General features: G+C 37.3%; 16 protein-coding genes and 1 pseudogene. 7 read left to right on the top strand and 10 right to left on the bottom strand.

All coding sequences use genetic code 11. The features are described 5' to 3' along the window. Positions 1–73: 73 nt before the first annotated feature. Positions 74–850, bottom strand: a complete 777-nt coding sequence (locus ACLI50_RS01250) for an XRE family transcriptional regulator (protein WP_142716683.1) — start codon at positions 848–850, stop codon at positions 74–76. 61 nt (positions 851–911) lie between these two features. Between ACLI50_RS01250 and dinB the strand changes: the two genes are divergently transcribed. Then, positions 912–2,054, top strand: a complete 1,143-nt coding sequence (gene dinB, locus ACLI50_RS01245; protein WP_411412970.1) for a DNA polymerase IV — start codon at positions 912–914, stop codon at positions 2,052–2,054. A gap of 7 nt (positions 2,055–2,061) precedes the next feature. Then, complete coding sequence (locus tag ACLI50_RS01240) at positions 2,062–5,112, top strand: DNA polymerase III subunit alpha (protein WP_411412969.1); 3,051 nt, start codon at positions 2,062–2,064, stop codon at positions 5,110–5,112. Between the two features lie 1,800 nt (positions 5,113–6,912). Here the strand turns inward: ACLI50_RS01240 and ACLI50_RS01235 are convergent. Continuing rightward, positions 6,913–8,268: a cbb3-type cytochrome c oxidase subunit I gene (locus ACLI50_RS01235; RefSeq protein WP_395973950.1), complete on the bottom strand. Its 1,356-nt coding sequence runs from the start codon at positions 8,266–8,268 to the stop codon at positions 6,913–6,915. Next, entirely contained in the window at positions 8,258–8,692 is a 435-nt protein-coding gene (locus ACLI50_RS01230; protein ID WP_395973952.1) for a c-type cytochrome, read from the bottom strand. Before ACLI50_RS01230 ends, ACLI50_RS01235 begins: the two co-directional genes overlap by 11 nt. 357 nt (positions 8,693–9,049) lie before the next feature. Between ACLI50_RS01230 and ACLI50_RS01225 the strand changes: the two genes are divergently transcribed. The 5 genes from ACLI50_RS01225 (at position 9,050) to ACLI50_RS01205 (ending at position 14,285) form a co-directional block, all read left to right on the top strand. After that, on the top strand, positions 9,050–10,537 hold the full coding sequence (locus ACLI50_RS01225) for an MFS transporter (RefSeq protein WP_123263097.1): 1,488 nt from the start codon (positions 9,050–9,052) through the stop codon (positions 10,535–10,537). A gap of 30 nt (positions 10,538–10,567) precedes the next feature. After that, positions 10,568–11,899 (top strand): MFS transporter, encoded by a 1,332-nt coding sequence (locus tag ACLI50_RS01220; protein ID WP_411412968.1) that lies wholly within the window; start codon positions 10,568–10,570, stop codon positions 11,897–11,899. 19 nt (positions 11,900–11,918) lie between these two features. After that, entirely contained in the window at positions 11,919–12,395 is a 477-nt protein-coding gene (locus ACLI50_RS01215) for a hypothetical protein (protein ID WP_148045356.1), read from the top strand. Between the two features lie 4 nt (positions 12,396–12,399). Continuing rightward, positions 12,400–13,686, top strand: a complete 1,287-nt coding sequence (locus ACLI50_RS01210; protein ID WP_042721890.1) for an alginate export family protein — start codon at positions 12,400–12,402, stop codon at positions 13,684–13,686. A 161-nt stretch (positions 13,687–13,847) separates the two neighbouring features. Then, complete coding sequence (locus ACLI50_RS01205) at positions 13,848–14,285, top strand: RrF2 family transcriptional regulator (protein ID WP_050009576.1); 438 nt, start codon at positions 13,848–13,850, stop codon at positions 14,283–14,285. A 10-nt stretch (positions 14,286–14,295) separates the two neighbouring features. Here ACLI50_RS01205 and ACLI50_RS01200 read toward each other — a convergent pair. The 7 genes and pseudogenes from ACLI50_RS01200 to ACLI50_RS01170 all read right to left on the bottom strand — a co-directional run bounded on the left by ACLI50_RS01200 (position 14,296) and on the right by ACLI50_RS01170 (position 20,272). Then, a pseudogene (locus tag ACLI50_RS01200) lies at positions 14,296–16,099 on the bottom strand (hypothetical protein). After that, complete coding sequence (locus ACLI50_RS01195) at positions 16,099–17,352, bottom strand: hypothetical protein (RefSeq protein WP_042721888.1); 1,254 nt, start codon at positions 17,350–17,352, stop codon at positions 16,099–16,101. The pseudogene ACLI50_RS01200 and the gene ACLI50_RS01195 overlap by 1 nt, the downstream one beginning before the upstream one ends. Before the next feature lie 13 nt (positions 17,353–17,365). Beyond that, positions 17,366–17,986 carry an ATP-binding cassette domain-containing protein gene (locus ACLI50_RS01190; protein WP_042721887.1) on the bottom strand — a complete coding sequence of 207 codons (621 nt, stop codon included), beginning with the start codon at positions 17,984–17,986 and terminating at the stop codon, positions 17,366–17,368. After that, entirely contained in the window at positions 17,983–18,666 is a 684-nt protein-coding gene (gene modB / locus ACLI50_RS01185) for a molybdate ABC transporter permease subunit (protein WP_411412967.1), read from the bottom strand. The genes ACLI50_RS01190 and modB overlap by 4 nt, the downstream gene beginning before the upstream one ends. Then, positions 18,667–19,419 (bottom strand): molybdate ABC transporter substrate-binding protein, encoded by a 753-nt coding sequence (gene modA / locus ACLI50_RS01180; RefSeq protein WP_411412966.1) that lies wholly within the window; start codon positions 19,417–19,419, stop codon positions 18,667–18,669. It lies immediately after the preceding gene. 151 nt (positions 19,420–19,570) lie between these two features. Then, entirely contained in the window at positions 19,571–19,795 is a 225-nt protein-coding gene (locus ACLI50_RS01175; RefSeq protein ID WP_120231264.1) for a hypothetical protein, read from the bottom strand. A gap of 24 nt (positions 19,796–19,819) precedes the next feature. Continuing rightward, positions 19,820–20,272, bottom strand: coding sequence for a hemerythrin domain-containing protein (locus ACLI50_RS01170; RefSeq protein ID WP_120231265.1), 453 nt, complete (start codon positions 20,270–20,272; stop codon positions 19,820–19,822). Positions 20,273–20,326 lie beyond the last annotated feature (54 nt).

The following is a 20,326-nucleotide window of genomic DNA, read 5'->3' as shown; positions in this document are numbered from 1 at the left end:
TTTTTCATCATTTGTGTTTTTTGAGCTTCCCTTCGGGGAAGTTTTTTGATTATGCCGTGTACTCAAAATAAATTCAATTCTTATCTCCCATTTTTTCTTTGATCTGTTTGATATCGGTTTTAATTTCCGTGATAAAGTTTTGAATATGGTGTTCTGCAAATTCATCAGGCTCATATTCTTTGGTGTTAATACTACAGGCAAATTCCCAGATTTCTTTAATTTCAGCTAATGGAATTTTATAAGGCTCATAAAATTGATTGTCAGCCTTTACCCATATACCATCTGCTTCATGAAACTGAAATCTTTTGTAACTGATACCATCATTGGTGGTAATAAAAACATACGTTCTGTCCGTTTTCAAGTCCGAAAGATTTTCAACATATTTTCCTACAATATAGGTTCCGTTTTTATAGGGGGGCATTGAATCTCCGTCAGCTGGAAATGCCCTGAACTTACCCCCTTTTAAAAAAGGTAATGATATGGTCTCCAGACCTTCTATGTATTCCGGATCTCCATAGCCATTCAGGTAGCCCATAGAAGCTTTTTGGGGGATAATCTCAATCTGATTGTTTCCATCTGGATCAACCTTTATAGGCAGAATGATCCTGTTCTCAGGAAGCTCCATGAGTTCATCGATGGAAAATTTTCTGACATCTACAGTCAACAATAGATCGATGCTGATGTTATAGAATTTTGAAATTCTAAGCAATATTTCAATAGGAGGTTCTGTTCTGCCATATTCATAGGCGACATATCTGGATCGGGTAAGAATTAATAGATCTGCCAGTTCTTGCTGAGTCATATTTTTCTTTCCTCTCAAAAACACGATGTTATCAGAGAATTTCGACATTGTTACAATTTTAGACAACAAAAATACAAAATTTGTTTCAAAACGTGACTAATTTTATCACATGGAAAGAGCAATTGTACATATGGATCTGGATACATTCTTTGTTTCCTGTGAAAGGCTGAAAAACTCTGAGTTGGAGAAAAAACCCGTGATCATAGGAGGTGGAGACCGTGGTGTAGTGGTGTCCTGCTCTTATGAAACCCGTTTTTTCGGAGTCAGAAGTGCCATGCCGATTAAAATGGCTTTACGGCTATGTCCCGAAGCAAAAGTAATTAAGGGGGATATGGAAATGTATTCCAATATGTCCCATATGGTGACTGAAATTATTCAGGAAAAAGTTCCTGTTGTGGAAAAGGCAAGTATCGATGAGTTTTATCTTGATCTTTCTGGAATGGATCAGTTTTTCGGATGCTATAAATGGACCCATGAAATTGCTGAAAGCGTACAGAAAAATACAGGATTACCGATAAGTTTTGCTCTATCCACTAATAAGACCGTATCCAAAATCGGAACCGGAGAATCAAAGCCAACCGGAAGGTTTGAAGTGAAACAGCCTGACATTCAATCATTCTTGAACCCACTTTCGGTAAAGAAGATCCCTATGGTCGGCGATGTTACCTTTCAGCTACTGTCAAGGCTGGGCATCAGAACCATACAGACCCTTTCAGAAATGCCTGTTGACGTTCTTCAGCAGCTGATTGGTAAAAACGGAAATGAACTCTGGAAAAAAGCACACGGAATTGACGAAAATCCTGTGGTTCCTTATTCGGAAAGAAAATCTATTTCTACAGAAGATACTTTTGCCCAGGATAGCATCGATATTCAAGGTATTCAAAGTATACTCTCAGGAATGGTTGAAAAGCTCTGTTATCAGCTCCGCGCAGAGAAATGGCTGGTATCAGTAGTGGTGGTAAAACTCCGCTATGCGAATTTTGATACGGAAACCAAACAATGCAGAATTCCTTACACCTCAGCTGACCATACCCTGCTCAGGTATGTTTTAGAACTTTTTAAAAAAGTATATACCAGACGTATGAGAATCAGGTTAGTTGGAGTAAAGTTTACCGGACTGGTTCACGGATGCCATCAAATGGATCTCTTTGAAGATACGGAAGAGTTGATATCACTGTATCAGACAATGGATAAAATCAAGAACAGGTTTGGAACTTCAAGTGTAGGAAGAGCCTCAGGTTTATTAAAATAATTAAAAGATGTTTCTGAATTGTCATTCTTATCACAGCCTAAGGTATGGAACCATTTCTATTAAAGAATTGGTTGAGCAGGCTGTACGTTTTAATATTAAAACCCTGGCTCTTACGGATATCAATACCATTACGGGGATCTATGATTTCTACAAACTTTGTCAGGATCACCATATCAAACCGATCGTCGGAGTTGAAATCCGGGTTCAGAATGAACTGTATTATATTTGCCTGGCAAAAAATCAGAGAAGTATCGGAGAGATCAACAGGCTTTTAACAGCTTATAACTGTGAAGGCACTGAAATTCCTAGAGCAAATCCTAATTTTACAGATACTTTTGTTATTTACCCAATAGAGAATATTCCTGAAAAATTAGCAGATCATGAATTTATAGGCATCAGACAGAACCAGTTAAATCTTTTGATTAAACCGGAATTAAAACAGTTCATTCATAAAATGGTTATTCTTCATCCGGTTACCTTTACCACCCCTGAAGAATATGAGCTTCATAAAATAATAAGAGCTATTGATCACAATACATTGATCAGCAAGCTTACAGAAGCTGATTACTGTAAAGACAACGAAATGTTTACTGATAAAAAAGAGCTTCTCGCTCAATTTTACCATGAGCCACAGATTATTGAGAACACAAAGTATATTGTCAATAACTGTCATTTTGATTTTGATTTTTCAACACCTAAAAACAAAAAGCATTTCACAGACAGCAAAGAAAATGATTCTAAGCTTTTAAAAAAATTAGCATATCAGGGACTTTCTAAGAGATATTCCGATGATAATCTACAGGCAAAAGAAAGGGTGGATAAAGAGTTAGGAGTCATTGACCAGCTTAATTTCTGTGCCTATTTTCTGATCACCTGGGATATTATCCAATACAGTAACCGAATGGGGTTTATGCACGTAGGAAGAGGCAGCGGTGCCAATTCAATAGTCAGTTTCTGCATCGGAATTACTGACATATGTCCCCTGGAACTGGATCTGTATTTTGAGAGGTTTTTAAACCTCAACCGTAAAACGCCTCCTGATTTTGACATTGACTGGAGCTGGCAGACCAGGGATATTATCCTTGAATATATTTTTGATAAATACGGAAAAGACCATGTTGCCTTCTGTGGAACCAATGTTGAATTTAAATACCGTTCTATTTTTCGGGAAGTAGGAAAAGTATTTGGGCTTCCGAAGGAAGAACTCGATACGCTGGCAACAAAACCCATCCAGGAACATGATAATAATTCAGTATCCAGACAGGTTCATTACTACGGAAAGCTTTTAGAAAAGTTTCCTAATCAGAGAAGCATGCATTCCTGTGGGATTCTGATATCAGAAGAACCTATCACCAATTATTCAGCACTCGAAATGCCTCCCAAAGGTTTTCCGATTGTACAGTTCGATATGTACACTGCTGAAGAGATTGGCCTTGAAAAATTTGATATTCTCTCACAGAGAGGCTTAGGTACCATTAACGACACGGTAAAGCTGGTGAAGAAAAAAAGAGGCATTGATATCGATATCCGGGATACATCTATCTCAAAAGACGAAGCCCGATGCAATGAATTCTTAAGTTCCGGAAAAACCATCGGCTGTTTTTATATTGAATCTCCAGCCATGAGAGGATTACTCCGAAGACTGAAATGCGACAACTATAAAGTACTGGTAGCTGCCTCTTCCATTATTAGACCCGGCGTGGCTCAAAGCGGAATGATGCGGGAATATATTTTCAGGCATAACAATCCCACAAAGTTTGAATACTTCCATGAGGTTTTTGAAAAAGAACTGGGAGAAACTTACGGTATTATGGTATATCAGGAGGATGTTATTAAGATTGCCCTGCACTTCGGAGGATTATCCGCCCCTGATGGTGATGTACTCAGAAGAGCCATGAGCGGCAAAGGCCGTTCTTTATCTGCATTACAGAAAGTAAAAGATAATTTCTTTGAGTCCTGTAAAAAGCTGGGACATCCTGAACAATTGTCTATGGAAGTATACCGCCAGATAGAATCCTTTGCAGGCTATTCATTCTGTAAAGCCCATTCTGCTTCCTATGCCGTTGAAAGCTATCAGAGCTTATACCTCAAAGTCTACTATCCCATCGAATTTATGGTTTCCGCTATCAATAACGGTGGAGGTTTCTACAGAACCGAAGTCTACATTCATGAGGCCAGGATGTCGGGAGCTGCAATTCATAATCCCTGCGTCAATTTAAGTAATTATCAGACAACAGTCTATGGTTCGGACGTTTATTTGGGATTGATGCATATTGAAAGACTGGAAACAAGGTTAGCACAACTGGTCCCTGAAGAAAGAACCCAGAATGGAGAGTATACCTCTCTTGAAAACTTTGTTAAAAGGATTCCTATCGGCATCGAAACATTGCAGATTCTAATCTTTATCGGAGCATTCCGCTTTACCGGAAAACAGAAGCATGAGCTGCTCATTGAATCAAGATTTCTTCTTGGAAATAATAAAGTTGCTTTCAGGCATTTGACTTTACTGGACGAACCTCAGAAAGATTATCAACTTCCCACCATAGAAAGAAATCCATTTGAAGATGCTTTTGATGAAATAGAAATATTAGGATTTCCTGTTTCTTTCAGCCCTTTTGATTTATTACAAACCCGATACAGAGGTTCTGTTTTGGTAAAAGATTTATTGAAGTTTCATAAACATCAGGTTAAAATGCTGGCCTATCTGATTTCAAGGAAGCATGTTCCTACCAAGAAAGGTACAATGTACTTCGGAACCTGGATTGATGCTGAAGGACAATATTTTGATACCGCTCATTTTCCAAATTGCCTTGAAGAATACCCTTTTCAGGGCGGTGGCTGTTATCTTCTATTGGGAACCGTAGAGGTCGATTTTCATTTTCCTACTGTTACCATTCATAAAATGGCCAAAATGCCTTTTATTCCGGATTCAAGATATTCAATGGATAAAGAGAAGTCATTGGAAGCCCAACGTAATTTGCATGAGGATGTCAGTATGACGTGGCGCAAGCCATATCCACAGGAACATGAGATTGGATTGCCAAGGCAAAAGATGTAGCATCCGAAATTACTAAAAAAAGATATCTTTAATTATTTTCAGTATTTATCTAGACTTCTCTTAATAAAAAAAGGAGTTATCTTTCGATAAGCTCCTTAATTTAAAATAACTATAAAGTATTAGTGAGAAGTAACATCTAATAAAGCCGGTAGACTCTTATCCCAACCGCCACCAAGTGCCTCTATACACGGCAACACTTGCTTTCAACTGATTGACCTTTTTTCCAACCAGTTCAAATTTATTGTACAAATCTAAATTTATACTTACTTTTGTACAATGAAAGATTAGGAAGAATTGAAAAGAAAATACTGGAGATTTCCCCGGAACAATTAAACAAAGAGGGCGGAAGCAATTGCATTTATTTTACGGCTTTCGACGATGTTTTATCGTTAGGCGTATAGGAAAAGAACGAATTGATCAACCAAATGACGAGGGAACGAAATATCTATTCCCAAAACCTAACCCGGAGAAGGATTACATTAGTGGATAAATAAGACTGCAAGGTTCAACCACTCATTTGGGTATATTGCAAACTCAAAATCGACAAGATGCCTATCTTGTCGATCAACTAATAACAATAATCGAATGAATGGATGAAAATCTTTTCCTATGGTTCGATTTCCTGGCGAAATTACAAAAATTTGAGTAAAACTATGCTTTCGACAGCCTTTCATTTCGGCTTCCAATTTATTTGGAATTATCATTATACAGGAAACAGCAAATAAAAAGGCTAAATTTCACCGGTATGGCCAATGCCTTTGTGAAAATGATCCGTCTAATCGTTTAGCAATCCGTATCATACCATAATGAAAGTCTATATATCAGAACAAGAATCATCACCCGAGACAGCTTTCGGCATTCTTATCCTCGATAACTTTTATCAGTTGCGGAAACATCGATATAGAAGATAGTATTCCGGCAGCGATTTCCAACAGGCTTTCATCATCGTAGTCTACTCATTCCCTTATTATCCTTACGCTTCATCTTTGGTATTTTTCACTAGACCAATGCTCCCAGAAAAGAAAATTAAGCCAAGAAAACCAACGACACCCAAAGTAGTGTAGCCTGGCTTTTATTGATGAGCTCATACCTCGAGTATATTAAACCAACGATGCCAAGAACTGTCAATATGGTTCCAAAAATTCTTTTAACGTTTATAGCTTTTTATTTTAAGGATATATTGGATGTTAATCAATTATATTTTTATTGATAATGCTTGTCTACTATATGCTTTAAGTCAATCCCTTGTTTAATTTGGCTCAAAAGAACCAAATCATCGATAAAAGTGTTTGAAGATGAACTCTTTAGGGTCAAAGAACCGACATTTGAAGATCAATTCTTTGTTGTTTTTTCCGCCACGTAATCATCTCGTCTCAATTATCCGCCTGTATTTAATATATGATTATGTTGATTCAAAATTTTGGACAAAATCGCTCATAGCAGCTTTTACAGTATTTTTTTAGAGGCCTGTATAAAATAGCATTATATCCGTAGGAAACTCCTTTCTTCACGATTTAAACCTACCTCTAATAATATAAGAAAAAATTAGTATGATTTCTAAAGTTTTCTAAAACAAAATCTAAAGCAAGAAAGAGGATTGAAACAGCTATTTTCAAATGAGGAGGACAATCTCAATCAGTAATATTTTGCGAAATTATTCCACACGCGATTACTAGAACTGTTTCCCCAATAACAGCTGTTATAATGATCCAATATATAATTTTTTCCATTCAAAAGAAATCTGAACAAAATAAAACTAAACTTAATCTAAATACACACCTGACTAATTTTAATAAATGTCTATTTAATGTATTTATTTTCAAATTGTTTGCCATACAGTTTTCTAGCTAGTATGACAATGATGTGGCCGATCATTGGATAGATTATAATACAAATCCCTATGATTAAGCCAGTTCCAAATAAGCCAAATATAATATGTAAAACTTGCATAGAATCCTGAAACATACCAAAAGAGATCTGCTCTGAAAAGTAAATCCATTTTGAACGTTTAACTCCCATCACCAGCAATATAAGCCAAAATCCTAAGAATGAAGCATTAAAGATCCGGCTTCCCAGAAAAATAGTCTTTTTAACTTTTGGTCTCATTCCTTTTACAATTTCCAGGATAAAACTTACAGAAGACAACAGAATAGTGGTATTAATCCCGATGATAGTTCCCATAGAATGAGCCACCGTAATGTGTGTTCCATGTGTAAAAAGATTAATGGCAGGAATGGAAATCAACAATGCTAAAAACAGGTTCAGAAAGATCCATAACTCTGATAACATCAGCATACGGTAAGATACTGAAAACTGTTTCTTACTTTGTGCCGGAATATCTTTTTTCCAAAGATAGATGATTCTTAGCAGGATGATCCATTCCGTCATACTGATGATATATGCTAAATAACGGATCCATTCTGCATTCGGAACGGGATAAATGTGATGTGCCCAATTGAACATCACATTAATAAGACCGAGGAAGAAAAAAAAGAATCCCGTTTTTGAATGGCTGTAACCTGACTTTCCACTGTTTCTTTCCATTACATACATAGAGGTACCGTATACCAACATATTCCATGCCCCTACATAGGCACCGCCTGCTTTCCACTGCATCGTAAGGTTTTGAGTATAGTGTTCTCTGAAGTAAGGCAAGATCCAGAGGTGAGCTTCTGTAAAATGAAAAATCATCAATACGATTCCCGTTCCCCACATCCAGTAATATACAGGCCAACGGGAAAAAGTACGCCACATCACACGAAAATAATAAATTCCGAACAAGATCCATCCTAAAAGAATAGGTACATAGAAACCATGAGGAAATTCAAGGTATTCTTTTCCTTCAAATTTCTTGAATATATAACAAGCCGCTATCAATATACCCGTAAATGTAAAGACCCAAAATTGCCACTTCATAATCCCTGAGCTTGTCTTATCATTCTGGATATACCACATGATCCCGCCAATAGCTGTCATAAAGATCCATGAAAGGGCAAAAAGAGTATGTAACGGCCGAAGAACAGTAAATGGAAATATGGTTTTAGCAAAATCCGGAACCGCATACTGTACACCAGATAAAAAACCAACAAAAAGACACAGTACCAGGCTCAGCAGCCCGATCAGTATATAATAGAAAGGATAAGCGTTATTTTTCATTTTTTACTTTTTGTGGATAGTCTACCCATCCGCCATAATTGATCACAGCATTCTGTGTTGGATAATACCCCGTTCTATCAACTTCTTTTAAAAATTGTAGGATCTGGTCCTGCTGATCAGGCGAAAAATCGAATTTGGGCATGGATTTGATCCCGCTGATCATCATTACCTTTAGATATTCATCACTTTTATCAGGCCTGGACGTAACATTAGTAAGATCCGGGCCTAAATATCCCCCCAGACCATACAGTTGATGACAAGCATTACAATTATTTTCCAGCCACAGTCTCTCACCGTTCAAGGCTTTTTCTGAAAGCTTAAAATCACCGTAATCTGCCTTTTCAGTATAAATTTCTCTATTGTAGAATGCGTAGATGAAAACCATGAAAAGAAAGATGCCCGCGTAGTATTTATTCATCTTCATTGATATTATTTTGTATGAATCTAAGTCTGTAGTGATCTCCAAATAAAACATTCTTCCTATTGGGGACGTTAGGTGCCGGGATCTGCCGGAATAAGGCTGAGTAAAAATGTGTACTTTTTTTCTGCTTCTGAACATATAGGATAATTTCCATCCGCGTAATACTCCTCATAATGAATATTTTAATTACTTGAAATGATGATAATACAACCTCGAATCATATACTCCATTGATCGCTTTATGTATAGAATAACATGATTTATGACACAAAAATAGAAAAAAAATCTATAATAAGACAAAAATGTCTTATTTATAATATCTTTGTGCAAGTAAACTAGATTATTAAAAAAAACCGAAACAATGAACGCAAATTTATCTTCCGCCCACAGAATTCTGTTTCTGAATACTTTGGCATTTACGATCTGTTTTGCCTGTTGGACTTTAAACGGTGTTTTAGTTACTTATCTTGTTGACAACAATATTTTCAACTGGTCTGTGGTAGAAACAGGCTGGCTTTTGGGAATCCCTATTCTTTCAGGCTCTATCATGAGACTTCCCTTAGGGATTTTAACAGATAAATATGGAGGAAAACCTGTATTCTCAACTTTACTTTTACTTTGCAGCATACCTTTATTTTTATTATATTTTGCAGATTCTTATTGGATCTATTTGTTATTAAGTGTCCTATTCGGAATGGTGGGCACAGCATTTGCCGTAGGTATTGCCTTCACTTCTGCTTGGTACCCGAAAGAATGGCAGGGACGTGCATTGGGAATATTCGGAATGGGAAATGCAGGAGCTGCTCTTACTACATTTTTTGCTCCTACTCTGCTCAATTATCTATCTGCTGATGATCCGGAAAACGGATGGAGAATGCTTCCCATCATCTACGGAATTACGTTAACGATCATCGGATTTATATTCCTGTTTTTTGTTGAAAATAAAAAAGCAGCAGTTCAGAACAAATCAGTAAAACAGCTTCTTAATCCTTTAAGCAAAATCAGGGTTTGGCGATTCGGTCTGTATTATTTTCTGGTATTCGGCCTGTTTGTTGCTTTCTCACAATGGTTATTGCCTTATTATGTAAGTGTTTACCAAACTTCATTGGTTTTAGCAGGACTTCTTACTTCCGCATTCAGTTTACCGAGCGGTGTGATCCGTGCATTTGGAGGCTATCTCTCAGATAAATTCGGGGCCAGAAAAGTCATGTACTGGGTACTCTATTCTTCTCTGGTCTTAAGCGGATTATTGATGCTTCCTAAAATGGAGATTTTGACACCGGGAAAAGGAATCACTGCAAAAAAAACAGGAACAGTTCAATCCATTGAAAAAGATAAGATTATTCTTGATAACGGAGAATTCAGCATCAGTTCAAAACCTGAAATACCTCAGCAAACCTCTGTATTACCCAAATCATTTTCATGGCAGGAAGTTTTGGTAAAACACAATGAAAAAGTACAGAAAAAACAACTTTTAGCACAGGGCGTTACCCTCATCAAATTTGAAGCACATATATGGGTTTTCTCCATTCTTGTCATTCTTATTGGCATTATGTGGGGAATCGGTAAAGCGGCCGTCTACAAACATATCCCTGAATACTTTCCGAATGAAGTGGGTGTTGTTGGTGGAATGGTAGGGCTTATCGGTGGTTTAGGAGGCTTCATTGGACCTATCTTATTTGGTTATCTCCTAGATTTTTCAGGATTATGGACCAGCTCATGGATTTTCGTGTTCCTGGTTTCAGCCATATCTCTTTTCTGGATGAATACAATAATCAAAAAAATGACACATAAAGAAGCACCACACATTAAGGATAGAATTGAACATGTCAATTGCAACAAAGATTAACATTAAACCCAAAAATAAACAACTAAAAAGATGAATGATTCACATTGGCTCACCAACTATGACTCTTCCAACGAAGAATTCTGGAAACGCAGCGGCAAAAAAACAGCATGGAAAACATTGACCATTACAACTGCGGCTCTCACCTTATCTTTCGCGACCTGGTTTTTATACAGCGTCATCGTTATCAAACTTCCTCACATTGGCTTTCAGTTCACAGATGACCAGCTATTCTGGATGGGAGCAATGCCCGGATTAGCGGGAGGGCTTCTAAGAATTGTCAATACATTTCTAATTCCTATCTATGGTACCAGAAAGGTAGTTTCTGTCAGTTCACTCATCAAGATCATTCCTGTGGTCATGCTTGGATTTGCCGTTATGAATCCTGAGACATCCTTTACTTATTTTATGGTGATTGGATTCTTGTTGGGAATCGGTGGTGGAGACTTTTCATCTTTTATGCCTTCAACATCCTTATTTTTCCCGAAAAAAGAAGCCGGAACCGCACTCGGTATTCAGGCTGGAATCGGTAATTTTGGAGTAAGCCTGGTACAGTTGCTTTCACCACTTGTGATCAGTTTAAGTATCTTTTCATTCATGGGAGGTGGCGAGATCATTGTGGAAACAGGTAAAACCATCTACTTGGAAAATATTGCGTTCATCTATGTTATTCCACTATTTATCATTGGAATCTGGGCATGGTTCTCATTAAAAAGTATTCCGGTAAAGGCATCTTTCAAAGAGCAATTGGACATCTTCAAGGATAAACATACCCTGTACTGTACAATGACCTATATCATGACCTTCGGGATTTTTGCAGGATTTTCGGCATCCTTCCCTATGATGATCAAAAACCTGTATGTTCCTTTAGACAAAAACCTTGATCCGCTACAGTTTGCATTTTACGGACCGCTTATTGGTTCAGCATCCAGAGTGATCTTTGGAAAAGTTGCTGATAAGATCGGAGGTGCATTACTTACACAGGTTACCGGAATAGCATTGATCATCCTGATTTGCAGATTGATTCTCGGAGGATATTTAACACCTACTTCTCCCGATCAGTTCGAGGATTTCCTATTTATCGTTTTAGCCATCTTTTTCTTCACAGGAATTGGAAATGCAGCAACGTTCAAGCAATTCCCAGTCATTTTCTCAGATTCTCCGAGAAAAGCAGCCGGAGTTATAGGCTGGACTGCAGCAGTGGCCGCTTTCGGACCTTTTGTGTTCAATGTTTTGATCACACAATCCAGAATGATGACAGGTGATTCAAGGCTCTTTTTCTGGTTTTTGGTAGTGGGTTGCGTAATGGCTACAGCTGTCAACTGGCATTTTTATACCAAATCTGGATGTGAAAGACCTTGTTAATAATAAAAACTTAAAAAAAATGAAAAAAAACCTCATGTTACTGATGATGATGATGATGATGATATCCATCATTCTGAATGTTGTTCTGGTCTATAAATTCTTTTATCAGGGCGAAAAAGTGATCATTAAAAAAGACAGCAGATCCGAGATAAAAATGACCAAAGAAAACCGTGAATATGTGATGGCAGAAATGCGGGGTTTCTTGGAAAGTGTACAAAAGATCAATGACGGAATTGCTAAAAACGATCCCAATATGGTCGCCGGTGTTGGTCAGCAATCCGGAGCCTGTAAGATAAATACCATTCCTCAGGGATTGGTAAGATCTTTACCCTATGAGTTCAAACAAATGGGCTTTCATACCCATGAACTTTTTGATGTAATGTCAAAAATGGCCAAGCAAAAATACGACAGACAGGAAATTCAGGTGAAAATGAATGAACTTCTCAACAACTGTGTTGCTTGTCATCAAACTTATAAAATAACCGCTGAACCTTAATGAAATGTTTAAGAACAAAATTACTTTAGGCATTTTAAGCCTCGCTTTCGGATTGGCCAATGCACAAATGGATAGTCTGAAAATGAACATTGATCTGCGAACACGAGCAGAACTGGATAATGGAGCAAGAACCCTCATTCCAAAAGGGAAATCTGCAGAGACAACTGTTCTTTCCCGTGCTCGAGTCGGAATAGATTATTATTATAAAAACCTGGAAGTTTACCTCAGTGCACAGGATGTAAGAACATGGGGAGAAACAGCTTCCAATACAGGAAAAAATCAGAACTTCACCATTCATGAAGCCTGGGCAAAATATCAGTTTTCAGGCCAATTTTCTTTGAAACTAGGGAAACAGATTCTTTCCTACGACAACGAACGTTTACTTGGGACATTGGATTGGATGATGCAGGGACGAAGTTTTGAAACTTTGAAAGGTATTTATACCCTAAGTCCGAATTCTAAAATCGAAGCTGCAATCACCTACAACAATGATGATAATGATACCAATGATTTGTCCGAAAAAGAGATTTACAGCATTTCGGAGGGTGGAGAAATCACAAAATCACTTCAGGTTTTGCATTATCAATTTACCGGAAACAACAAATTCCTATTCTCAGCCATCGCTCTGAATAATATTTTGCAAAATCCATCAGGTACCCATTATGATATGTTGACAATGGGAATCAATGCGAAAAAATATTTCGAAAACATCGGTTTTTTCGGTTCAGCATATTATCAAACGGGTAAAAACACAAGCGCTCAGACCAAGTCTGCTTATCAGTTTTCAATCAATTCAGATTTTCTGATTCATCCAAAGATTAATATTGTTGCCGGGACGGAATGGCTTTCCGGTAGGAGTTATGATACTTATTCCGGAGAAAACAGATCGTTCAGCCCTTTGTATGGAACCAATCACCTGCATAATGGGTTTATGGATTATTTTTATTTTGGAACAAGCCATTTTAACGGTTTCGGGTTGAATGATTATTATCTTAAATCTACTTTTAAGTTTAATTCTAACTCCATAATTACGGGTAACCTGCACATTTTCACTACAAACGGAAAACTGGGTGAGAATAATCTGGAAAAAAAATATTCATCTTATTTAGGAAGCGAACTGGATCTGGTTCTCATCCAAAAATTCTGGAAAGTGATCACGGTAAACCTAGGTCATTCCTTTATGTTTGCAAGTGACAGTATGAAAGTCCTTAAAAATGTTTCAGAACCAAAAGATCTGCAAACGTGGACGTGGCTTGCTCTGAAAATTGCGCCTAATTTCAAACTGAAATAATTTGTCTTGATCGATGAAAGTCATTAGAATTTTAGTGGCTTTCATTTTTTTAAGCTTCACTTCAACTTTATACCAAATATGAATCTCCTAAAATCTATGGTTTCGGCGAGGTTTTTGTATTTTTACAACCAAGTTAGTAGTTTAATCATTAATAAGAATAAATGTTGATATTTTCGAATACATGTCAGTATGCAATAAAAGCATGTATTATACTTGCCATTGAAAGGCGGAAGATTGGGATCGCAGATATTTCGGAAAAAATAGGCACCCCTACCCCTTTCACTTCCAAAATTTTACAGCATATGACCAGAAAAAAACTGATTTCTTCAGGAAAAGGAAAAGGTGGTGGTTTTTATCTCGATGATGAACAATTTGAGAATCTGACAATCAAAGACATCTATGAAAATTTTGAAGGTAAGGAAGTTCTTACCTCATGTCTTTTAGGGTTATCCTTATGTAATGGGGAAAATCCCTGTCCCATTCATCACCTTGCTGTTGCTGTAAAGGAAAAAGTGATGATCATGTTCCAATATAAGATCAAAGATCTGAAAGATCTTGGAAGTGTAATGAAGCTGATGAATGAGCCAGGAGTATTTTAAATTCTACAGCTTATAACTGCGGAATCTGGATCTGATCAATTTTTGATCTGTATGATTTCAGTTCAGAAAAAATACGGTCTACTTTTGATCTGAAATAGTTTGTATGGGCAAAAAGATCTTCATAATAAGCAATTCCTTTCAGTAAATTAGCTTTGAAGCTCTCCCATTTTTTCACCTGAGATTTGGTGATCTCTTCAGAAAAATCGGCTATTTCGTTTTTAAGATGATCCACATACAGTTTCAATTCGTTGATAAAGACATTTGGACGGCGTTCATCCGGCAAAACATTTCCGTATCCGTAAATATGGCGAACCATTTCCGAAAGTGAAAGTTCTCTGTCGAAAAAGCTAAGATTAGGTCCTGGGCAAATAACAACTCCTTGTTTCTCACCTTTTATCGGCAATCCGTGTTCCAGATAAGCGGAATTGACAAGACCTACACAAAGGCAGGATTTATCGGTGATATTTTTTCTGCTTTTTTCGTATTGTTTATCTGTAAGATTTGCTCTGTTATTTTCCAGCTCATCCATTTTGATATCCTGATATTTTTTTGAAGCGGTACAGGTTCCTTTCGGATCAAATTCTTTGCTTAAAGCCAAAAGTTTTTTAGGACATGAACTCCCGAACTTACTTTTTGCTATATTTTTTCCCTTGATGATCTCATTGCTTGTTCCTTTGATTGTATTGAACGGAACTCCCAATGGTGATATGTTGCTCAGATAGAAGTCTTCTTCTTTTCCTTTCACCAGAAGATCTCTTGTTTCCTGATCGAGAGAAGTAGCTTCCGGAACCAACAAAAACGGAGAACCCCATCCTACACTGTCTGCATTATAATTTGAGAGAAGAAATTCGTGTTCTTCAGAAGTTCCTACACCGCCTTGTACAGAAATTTTAATGTCTAAAGGCTCGGAAGGAGCCGTTTTACCCTTTTGTTTCAATGCTTCGCTCCATAAAGAATATGCCGAAGACTGGAGTTCACTCTTTTTTTGTTTGAATTCCTCCATGATTGGACCCATCAAAAGTCCGTCCGTAGCAAAAGCATGACCACCACAATTCAAACCGGATTCTATTCTGTATTCCGAAACCCAAAGTCCTTTTTTTGCAAGAAAATTTCCCTGGATCATCGCTGAACGGAAATCACTTACCTTGATGATGATCTTCTTTTTCAGTTCTCCGTTTTCATTAGGAAAAAAGTGTTCAAATTCCTCCAGATAGCTGTATAATCTGGGATTCATCCCTGCTGAAAACACTACAGATGAGGACAGTTTACTCTTCGCAAAACCACGCAGAGAAGCATGGGCATCATTATAAATCGTAGGAAGCTGTACATCCTTCACGAAGTTGTCCTTATCTACTTTGGTCATGATGTTGACATCAATTTCGCCCGGAAAAAGGTTTTCATCAATGAATTTTTTAATGTCTGCTGCGAGATCGTTTTTCTTATCGAGAATGTTCTGTAATCCTTTTTTGAAATCGGAAGTACTCGGCAACATTCCGATAAACTGTTTTAAGCTTTCTGTGTTTTTGGTAATTTCTTCTTTAAAATCTTTACATTTTTTCGTAACAATATCATCCATCATATCCAGATATGCCGTGATTCTTCTCGCTCTGTGATCTTCCGATTTTATGGAAATGGCAGAATAATCAAAATTGAATTTCTTACTGTAAAAATCTCTCATTCTTTCCACGATCTCATCATCGATAATAGACACTACGGAAGAAATTCCAAACTGGGGCAACACGGATCGGACTGTCTATGGTATAAGCCAGTCCCATTACAGGAATATGAAAATTGTGTACTGGTTTTTTGTTCATTATTTATTAAATTGGTTTAGATTGATATTTTTAAATTCTTTATTGATGTAATTCTTTATTCTTAAAGCTCTGATAAACATCCCGATCGAGATCATAATGACCACCGAAGCAAAAAGCAGCCAGTATTTTGCACTTAAAAATGGAATGTAAACGATGGAAAAGAATCCCGAAAGTCCCAAAATAACCTCATTACATATGATCCCGAAGATCATGATCACAATACTGGTCTGAAGGAATTTGTTGATCTTGATATTTTCCAGATGCAGCATTTTCCAGATCAGGAAAAGACTCACTCCCATCAGTAAAACTAAGTGCAAATACCCGATCACGATATTGATATTGCTGAAAGCGTAAATTCCCAGTTCAGGAATTGCCGATAAGATCTGAAGAATGAATTTTCCTAAAAATGCAAAGCCTACAACCACAAGAAGCCATTTTTGTATGACATGCTGTTTTTTGAATAGTTTGGTTTGCTCGAACCATCTCCAAAGTTTAATTGCTCCTATAATCTGAAGGATAGAAATCACACCGAAAAAGATGTGAAGGAGCTCCGGCATATCTATCCATAAAATGGAAAGTCCATATCCGAAAAAACATCCAACAGCCAATAAGCGGAAAATGGTTTTATTCAGTTTTTCCTGAATTTGAACGCCGTATTTTTTCAGGGAGATCAAAAACAAACCTATGGAGGAAAACAGGAAAAATCCGTTATACTGAAAATGAAGATAAAAATAGGTAGAAGCTCTGAACAGCACATCGAACTCGTCTTTCCTTGCCGAAAAATATCCCAACCCGAAAATTCCGATCGCCGACAATGTAGCAAAGAATGCTCCTGACTTCAGCCAAATGGTTTCAGGATTCTTATTTTTCCTAAGATCAATCAGTAAAAATAGATAATAAGCAAAACCGGTAAATAAAGCTACTGAAGAAAACACGATGGAAAGCCAGAAATACCCTCCATAAAGAAAAGTAATCAGCATTCCGTATGAACCGATCTGATTAAAAATCTGCAAAAACTGATACTTTGAAACGGCAATTCCAGCATCACTTTCAGTCAGGTATTTCGTAACAAAAAGATAAATCGCTGCCGAAACCCATCCGTAAAATGCAAAATGAGAATGCGATTCCTGCATGAATTTATGAGAAAATCCCGGAAGTGAAAATGCGAGATTATACCTCATCATAACACCGACCACCGATACTATGAAGAAATTGAACAGGCAAAGCTTCAGCCAGAAATTAAAGTTTTTCATTACTACATTATTTTCATTTAATCATCAATTTTCTACACGGAAAAGCACTGAGTTCCTCTTCGCTATGATTGGTCATAAAAACCGTCGCTCCATTATTTTGATGTTCAACGATCTCCGTCATCATTATTTTTCTCATTAAAGGATCCACTGCGGAAAGCGGTTCATCAAGGAGAATGATCTCAGCATCCTGAACCAAAGCTCTTGCCAATGCAATCCTCTGCTGTTGCCCTCCTGAAAGTTTTGATGGGAAAACATTTTCAAAGTTTTTAAGGTTAAATTTTTCCAGTAAACGATCGATTTTTTCAGTGTTTTTTTCCTTCTGTGCAAAAGTAATATTCTGTCTTACCGTCATATTCGGAAACAAAGCATAATTCTGAAACATCAATGCTGTATTACGTTTTTGCGGAGGAAGAAAAATCCGGTTTTCAGTATCCAATACCGTTTCGTTGTTGATGTTAATCACCCCAAAATTCGGAGTAAGCAATCCTGCCATGATCTTAAAAAACACAGTCTTTCCAATCCCCGAATCTCCGGAAACGTGTATAATCCCACCTGTTTCCAGCTGTTCATTAACCTCTAACATTTTACTTCCCGAAGAGGTAAAAATCTGATGTTTTAGGTGGATCTCAATCATCGGAAAGTTGTAAAGTTAATTTTGCGGTTAATACTGTAAATCAGAAGCAAGATTAAAAAAGACAGTATGAAAAGGACAAATGCATACTTATTGGCTGCTTCAAAATTAAGTGCCTGAACCTGATCGTAAATAGCCACTGAGGCAATTCTTGTTTCCTTCGGAATACTTCCTCCCACCATGATCACAATCCCGAATTCCCCTATACAATGCGCAAAAGTGAGCGCAATAGCTGTAATAACGGAAGTCTTTATATTGGGGATAAGCACGCGGAAAAGGGTAACCAATTTTGATTTTCCCATCGTGTAGGAAGCTTGTCTAAGTTCATCAGGCAACGCTGAAAATCCATTCTGTAAAGGCTGGATCATAAACGGAAGGTTAGCAATAATACTCGACACAACAATTCCATTGAACGAAAAAGCCAACCGGACATCGAAACATTCCTGAAGATATTTCCCGAACGCATTTTCCGGACTGAAAGCCACCAAAAGATAATATCCCATTACGGTAGGAGGCAGTACCATTGGCATACAAATAAGAGTTTCCAAAACAAATTTCAGCTTGAAACGGGAATAGGTGAGCCAATATGCCACAGGAATGCCTATGATGATCAGTATCAAAGTGGTCACCAATGCTAATTTTCCTGTTAGGAATAATGTGTAGATAAATTCCTGATCTAGCATTTAGTGTCGTATTTCAGTTTGGTATCCGTATTTTTGCCAGATCTGTGCTGTTTTTCGGCTTCTTATAAAATCAAAGAACTGCTTGGCTTCTGTCTGTTTTTTTCCTTTCAGCAGGATGCCGCTTTGTGGGATTGAAGCTGCTTCGTTCTCCGACAAGAGATAATAATTCCCTTTAGCTTTCATTTCTTTGCTCATAGCTGTAGAAAGGGCTATAAAAGCGAGATCAGCATTCCCTGTAGCGGCAAATTGTGCAGCCTGACCAATGTTTTCCGCCCAGACTATTTTGTGTTCGATCTTTGGATAGATTCCTGTATTTTTCAAAGCCTGAACGGTATTTTTCCCATATGGAGCCAATTCAGGATCAGCAATTGCGATTTTTTTTATTTCGGGGTTCAATGATGTTTGCAAACCTTCTGAAAGATCAAATGCCGAGCTCCACATCGCTACTTTTCCTAATGCATATATTTCGGCTTTACCGAAATTCCTGTTTTCGTTTTTAATTTTCTCTATGAAAGAGGAATCTGCGGAGAGAAAGAGATTAAAGGGTGCTCCATTGACGATCTGCTGAGTCAATAATCCTGAAGATCCGAAGGTAAGTTCTATTTTTTTACCGGGATTTTCCGTTATATAAAGTTTTTTTAATTCTTCCAGAACATCTCTGAGGTTAGCCGCTGCTGCAACAAAAACAAATGAATTTTGTGCGCTATTTTTCTGATGGCCAGATTCTTTTTTACAGCCAAAAAAAAGTAACAAAGTGAAAATGGTAAAAAATAAATGTCCGAATCGAATCAATCTGTCCATAAGTAGCACGAAAAGAAATATTTATAATAAGACTTTCTTATCTCTTTTCAAAGATAAGGGTATAAGTTGAATTATTCAAATAACATTTCGTGAAAAATGAAGATTAATCCAGTTTTTTCAGGGTCCTGCATTTTTCTTTTTCTCCTGTTTTTATCAGAGAAATGTCAACATATTTTACCAATCGTTTGCTTGCCAATTCAAACTCTTTTGCCTTTTTATCAGCATATTCGTAGGTATACCCTACTCCCATCACCACTTTATGGCCGTTGCAGATCCCCATTGCCAAATAGAGGTACTCGCCTATTCCTGCCTGTTTATAAGTTGTCATACTGTTTAAAATTAATGATAAAAATCATTTCCAGAACTGATCCGGATAGTTGTCCTGCTCTTTCTGATGGATAAGGCTCAGTTTGTTTCCTATTTCCGTCATTTCATCATCTGATAAATGGTTTTCCAGATGTGGAAAATACATTCGTTCTTCAAAACGTATATGCCCGCTCAAAGCATCTGCAAAATCTTCTAAAAGTCTGGGATTCTGAGATTGATTCACAGTATTAATCAGCTTTCTTATTTCAGAATGTTCTTTCTGCATCTGAAACTGAAGGCTTTCATTTTCCGGTTCCGGCAATACGGTATCCTCTATTTCAAAATGTTTGCTCAGGCTTTCCTGCCAAAAATAGTTGATATATTTTTTGATCCTGTCGTAAATAATATTCTTTCTTACCCCTTCACGGATCTTCCAGCTGCACAACAATCCGAAATGATGATCTCTTGATAGTGGTACTAAATTTTCATTCCTTTTCATATCTTCAAATTTTAAAAAGAACTGCCGCCTTTCAGCAGCAGCTCAAGTTGATTA

It is taken from the genome of Chryseobacterium cupriresistens (assembly GCF_046614675.1).
GTDB classification, from domain to species: Bacteria; Bacteroidota; Bacteroidia; order Flavobacteriales; family Weeksellaceae; genus Chryseobacterium; species Chryseobacterium cupriresistens.
Note: the sequence above shows the minus strand (reverse complement) of the source record. Positions and strands in the feature narration are given on the sequence as shown.

What these genes read in the sequence shown, in the direction of transcription:
- ACLI50_RS01240 (WP_411412969.1), top strand. Translation starts at nt 2,062, where the DNA reads ATGTTTCTGAATTGTCATTCTTATCACAGCCTAAGGTATGGAACCATT.
- ACLI50_RS01235 (WP_395973950.1), bottom strand. Translation starts at nt 8,268, where the DNA reads ATGAAAAATAACGCTTATCCTTTCTATTATATACTGATCGGGCTGCTG.
- modB (WP_411412967.1), bottom strand. Translation starts at nt 18,666, where the DNA reads ATGCTAGATCAGGAATTTATCTACACATTATTCCTAACAGGAAAATTA.
- ACLI50_RS01195 (WP_042721888.1), bottom strand. Translation starts at nt 17,352, where the DNA reads ATGAAAAACTTTAATTTCTGGCTGAAGCTTTGCCTGTTCAATTTCTTC.
- ACLI50_RS01220 (WP_411412968.1), top strand. Translation starts at nt 10,568, where the DNA reads ATGAATGATTCACATTGGCTCACCAACTATGACTCTTCCAACGAAGAA.
- dinB (WP_411412970.1), top strand. Translation starts at nt 912, where the DNA reads ATGGAAAGAGCAATTGTACATATGGATCTGGATACATTCTTTGTTTCC.
- ACLI50_RS01210 (WP_042721890.1), top strand. Translation starts at nt 12,400, where the DNA reads ATGTTTAAGAACAAAATTACTTTAGGCATTTTAAGCCTCGCTTTCGGA.
- ACLI50_RS01190 (WP_042721887.1), bottom strand. Translation starts at nt 17,986, where the DNA reads ATGATTGAGATCCACCTAAAACATCAGATTTTTACCTCTTCGGGAAGT.
- ACLI50_RS01175 (WP_120231264.1), bottom strand. Translation starts at nt 19,795, where the DNA reads ATGACAACTTATAAACAGGCAGGAATAGGCGAGTACCTCTATTTGGCA.
- ACLI50_RS01250 (WP_142716683.1), bottom strand. Translation starts at nt 850, where the DNA reads ATGTCGAAATTCTCTGATAACATCGTGTTTTTGAGAGGAAAGAAAAAT.
- ACLI50_RS01230 (WP_395973952.1), bottom strand. Translation starts at nt 8,692, where the DNA reads ATGAAGATGAATAAATACTACGCGGGCATCTTTCTTTTCATGGTTTTC.
- ACLI50_RS01215 (WP_148045356.1), top strand. Translation starts at nt 11,919, where the DNA reads ATGAAAAAAAACCTCATGTTACTGATGATGATGATGATGATGATATCC.
- ACLI50_RS01225 (WP_123263097.1), top strand. Translation starts at nt 9,050, where the DNA reads ATGAACGCAAATTTATCTTCCGCCCACAGAATTCTGTTTCTGAATACT.
- ACLI50_RS01205 (WP_050009576.1), top strand. Translation starts at nt 13,848, where the DNA reads ATGTTGATATTTTCGAATACATGTCAGTATGCAATAAAAGCATGTATT.
- ACLI50_RS01170 (WP_120231265.1), bottom strand. Translation starts at nt 20,272, where the DNA reads ATGAAAAGGAATGAAAATTTAGTACCACTATCAAGAGATCATCATTTC.